The organism is Alcanivorax sp. 24 (assembly GCF_004360225.1).
In the GTDB taxonomy this organism is placed as follows: Bacteria; Pseudomonadota; Gammaproteobacteria; order Pseudomonadales; family Alcanivoracaceae; genus Alloalcanivorax; species Alloalcanivorax xiamenensis.
This window is the reverse complement of sequence record NZ_SNUA01000071.1, coordinates 1-503: the sequence shown is the minus strand read 5'-3', so window position 1 is coordinate 503 and position 503 is coordinate 1. Positions and strand designations below refer to the sequence as shown.

The 503-nt window shown below is 39.8% G+C and carries 1 protein-coding gene; it reads left to right on the top strand.

Features of this window, described 5'->3' with window-relative positions:
• Nucleotides 1–503, top strand: a 503-nt coding sequence (locus E0L37_RS21625; protein WP_205655681.1) for a hypothetical protein, incomplete at both ends; no start/stop codon positions are given.

Genomic DNA, 503 nt, shown 5'->3' with positions numbered 1-503 from the left:
GTTTAACATTAAAAGGGCAATTTGATTACGCAGCAGATTGGCAAACGGATGTGTCACTGGTGCTCGATTCTGCATCGATCGCAGAGCATAAAATTAATCAAATTGAGTTAGACGCCAGTGGCGATAAAACAGATCATCATTTAACTTTTTTACTCGATGCAGATCAAGGCAAGGCATCATTTGATGTAGACGGTAAATTTAATAAAGAGACCTGGCAAGGTGCGCTAAGCCAAATTCTTGTTACCGATATTCAGGTATGCTGTGGAAATGATAAACCGGTTAAGAGCCAAGTAAATACCAAAACCTTTGACTTTAATGTAGGCGCGCATTGCTGGCAAAGTGATAACTCAAAACTATTCTTTGCGACCTTGCAGCAAACTGAGCAATTAGGCCAGTTAAATGCACAGCTTGCAGCGCTATCTATTGCTGAATTTAAACACTTCTTACCTGATAACTTGAAAGTAACAGGCGATGTAAATGGGGAGTTTGTTGCTAATTGGAAT